Annotated in this window: 2 protein-coding genes; both read left to right on the forward strand. The window is 71.7% G+C overall.

All coding sequences use genetic code 11. From position 1 onward, the window contains the following. Nucleotides 1–222: 222 nt before the first annotated feature. The gene (locus V6M57_RS00880; protein ID WP_332813087.1) at nt 223–2,106 is read left to right on the forward strand and encodes a (Fe-S)-binding protein; all 1,884 of its coding nucleotides are present in this window, start codon (nt 223–225) and stop codon (nt 2,104–2,106) included. Beyond that, entirely contained in the window at nt 2,103–3,203 is a 1,101-nt protein-coding gene (locus V6M57_RS00885; RefSeq protein ID WP_332813088.1) for an electron transfer flavoprotein subunit alpha/FixB family protein, read from the forward strand. The genes V6M57_RS00880 and V6M57_RS00885 overlap by 4 nt, the downstream gene beginning before the upstream one ends. Nucleotides 3,204–3,212 lie beyond the last annotated feature (9 nt).

Raw genomic sequence — 3,212 nt, forward strand, 5'->3', positions numbered from 1 at the left:
CCGCGTCGGCGACTGCGTGTCGATGCACAACATCCACGCCGCGATCTACGACTCGCTGCGCCTCTGTAAGGATTTTTGAGATGAAGCACCCCCTGCGCCGCTTCGCGTCTCCCCCCTCCAGGGGGGCGGCACTGGCCGTCCGGCAAAGCCGGCCCGGCGGTGCCCTTGGGCTGGGTTCCTTCGTGCGTGGCGGATCGCGCGCCGGCACCGTGGAGGCCTGAGATGCTTCAGTACTTGGTGAGCGCCGTGTTCTGGCTGGCCGTCCTGGGCCTGGTCATCGGTCTGGCCCGGCGCGCGGCGATCTGGCGCGGCGGCCGTGCCGCGGTGGTGGACTTCGGCGGCCTGCTGCAGATCCCCAGGCGCTACTTCGTGGACCTGCACGACGTGGTGGCGCGTGAACCCTTCGTGGCGCGTGCCCACGTCGGCGTCGCCGGGGGCACGCTGCTGGCCCTGCTCATCGTGGCGCTGAACTACGGCCTCGGTCTGTACTGGGCCGCGCTGGACGTGGTGCTGCTCATCGCCGGCCTGCTGGCCATCGTGGGCGCCGCTGCGATGGCCTGGCGCCGCCGCGCGGCACCGCCGCGCCTGTCGCAAGGGGCCTGGAAACGCCTGCCCTATTCCCTGCTGGCCTTCGCCGTGGCCGCGACCCTGATTGGTGTGGTGGCCCTCACCGGCACCGCCCTCGCGCCCTGGCTCGCGGGCCTGATCAGCCTGGCCTTTGCCGCCGGCGTTGCCGAGCTGGCGCTGGGCATCGGGCTGGGCGGCCCCATGAAGCACGCCGTGGCCGGCCTGCTGCACCTGGGCCTGCACCCCCGCCCCGAGCGCTTCGGCGACCAGCGTTTCGCCACGGCCCTGAAACCGCTGAAGCTGACCCCCGAGGACATGGGCGTGGGCCAACCGGCCGACTTCGCCTGGAACAAGCTGCTGTCGTTCGACGCCTGCGTGCAGTGCGGCAAGTGCGAAGCGGCCTGCCCCGCGTTTGCCGCCGGCCAGCCCTTGAACCCCAAGAAGCTGATCCAGGACCTGGTGGTCGGCATGAGCGGCCGCACGGACGCCGCCTACGCCGGCAGCCCCTACCCCGGCCAGCCCGTGGGCCAGCACGGCGGCGCGCCCCATCGGCCCATCGTCAACGGCCTGATCAACGCCGACACGCTGTGGTCCTGCACCACCTGCCGCGCCTGTGTGCAGGAATGCCCGATGCTGATCGAACACGTGGACGCCGTCGTGGACATGCGCCGCCACATCACCCTGGTGCGTGGCGAGGTGCCGAACAAGGGCATGGAAGCGCTGGAGCAGCTGCGCGACACCGACACCGTGGGCGGCTTCCCGCTCGGTGCGCGCCACCACTGGGCCGCCGACCTGAACGTGCCGGTGCTGAACCCCGGCGAGCAGGCTGACTGGCTGGTGCTGGTGGGCGAAGGCGGCTTCGACATGCGCTACCAGCGCACGCTGCGGGCCTTCGTCAAGACGCTGCAGAAGGCCGGCCTGAAGATCGCCCTGCTCGGTGTGGCGGAAACCGACTGCGGCGACCTGGCACGCCGACTGGGCGACGAGGCGGGCTTCCAGCGGCTCTCCCTGCAGCTGATTGCCACCCTGAAGACGCGCAGCTTCAAGCACATCGTCACGCCCGACCCGCACATCTTCCATGTGCTGAAGAACGAATACCCCGCCATGGGTGGAACGTACGACGTCTGGCACCACACCCAGCTGCTGGCCGACCTGCTGGCCAAGGGCACCCTCACGCCCACCAAGGCGCCCGGCCAGGACGTGGTGACCTACCACGACCCGTGTTACCTCGGCCGCTACGGCCGCGAAGTGGATGCCCCTCGCCGGTTGCTCAAGGGCATCGGCATCCGGGTCGTCGAGATGGAGCGCCACGCCGAGCGCGGCCGCTGCTGCGGTGGCGGTGGTGGCGCGCCGTTCACCGACATCCCGGGCGAAACGCGCATCCCCGACATCCGCATCGCCGACGCCCGGCAGACCGGCGCCACCGTGGTGGCCGTGGCCTGCCCCAACTGCACCGCCATGCTCGAAGGCGTGGTCGGCCCGCGCCCCGAGGTGCTGGACGTCGCCGAGCTGGTGGCCCGTGCACTGGAGGTGGCATGAACACGAATACCCCTGTGCGCCGCATCGATCCGCGCCGCCCGGCCATCCTCACGCCGCAAGGCCTGCGCCGCATCGTCCTGGGTAGCAGCGAAGGCGAACGCCTGGCCACCAGCGCCGCGCATGCGCCGCTGGCCAAGCCGGTTCGCAGCGCCGGCCCCTTCAGCGAGATCAGCCTGGTGGTGACCCACTCGGACCGGGGCGCGCTGACCGACCTGGCGCACCAGGCGATCGCGGCAGCGGCCATCCTGGCGGCCCCCCACACCGAGGTGGTGCTGGCGGTGCTGGGCCCTTGCCACGACGACGTCGCGGCACTGGGCGTGGACCGCACCGTGGTCGCCGACGGATTTGACGCCGAGCGCTACCAGCCCGGCGCCTGCGTGCAGTGGTTGCAGGACCTCCAGGCCCGCCTGGCACCACGGCGCTGGTTCTTTGCCGAGCGCGGCGCCGATGGCCAGCTGGGCCGCCGGTTCGCGGCCCAGGCCGGTCTGCGCTGCGCCTGCGGCATCGCGGAGCTGGACGCCGACAGCCTGCGCATCCCGGCGGGCACGGGCCAGGACCGGCGGCTGCCGCACACCGACGTGATGCTGTTGGCCAAGGGCGTGGCCAGCACCGCGCTGCCCTTCGTGGGACAGGGTGTGCGCGGCGAGGCGCCCCGCTGGCCCGTGGTGAACGAGCGCGGCGTCGAAGACCTGGGCGTGCAGACCGGCGATCCCGCCACGATGGCCCTGGAGGAAGCGGACTTCATCCTGGCCGCCGGCAACGGGGTGAACGACCTGCCGCTGTTCCACACGCTGGCCCAGGAAGTCGGGGCCGCGGTCGGCGCGTCCCGCGTGGCCGTGGACGACGGCCGATTCGTGCGCGCCCAGCAGATCGGCGCCACGGGCAAGACGGTCAGCGCGTCGGGCTACCTCGCCCTCGGAATTTCAGGCGCCGTGCAACACCTGCAGGGCATCAAGGACTGCCGCCACGTGATCGCGGTGAACCTGGACGCGTCCGCGCCCATCACGCGCCGCGCGAACCTGACGGTGGTCGAAGACAGCCGGTCCCTGATGCAGGCCCTGCTCGAACTGGTGCGACAGCACAAGGAGGCCCCATGAGCGCAGCGC

Source organism: Ramlibacter sp. (assembly GCF_036676645.1).
Lineage (GTDB): Bacteria > Pseudomonadota > Gammaproteobacteria > Burkholderiales > Burkholderiaceae_C > Ramlibacter.

Bases quoted from the DNA above. Each gene is read 5' to 3' on its own strand.
- V6M57_RS00880 (WP_332813087.1), top strand. From the start codon at position 223: ATGCTTCAGTACTTGGTGAGCGCCGTGTTCTGGCTGGCCGTCCTGGGC.
- V6M57_RS00885 (WP_332813088.1), top strand. From the start codon at position 2,103: ATGAACACGAATACCCCTGTGCGCCGCATCGATCCGCGCCGCCCGGCC.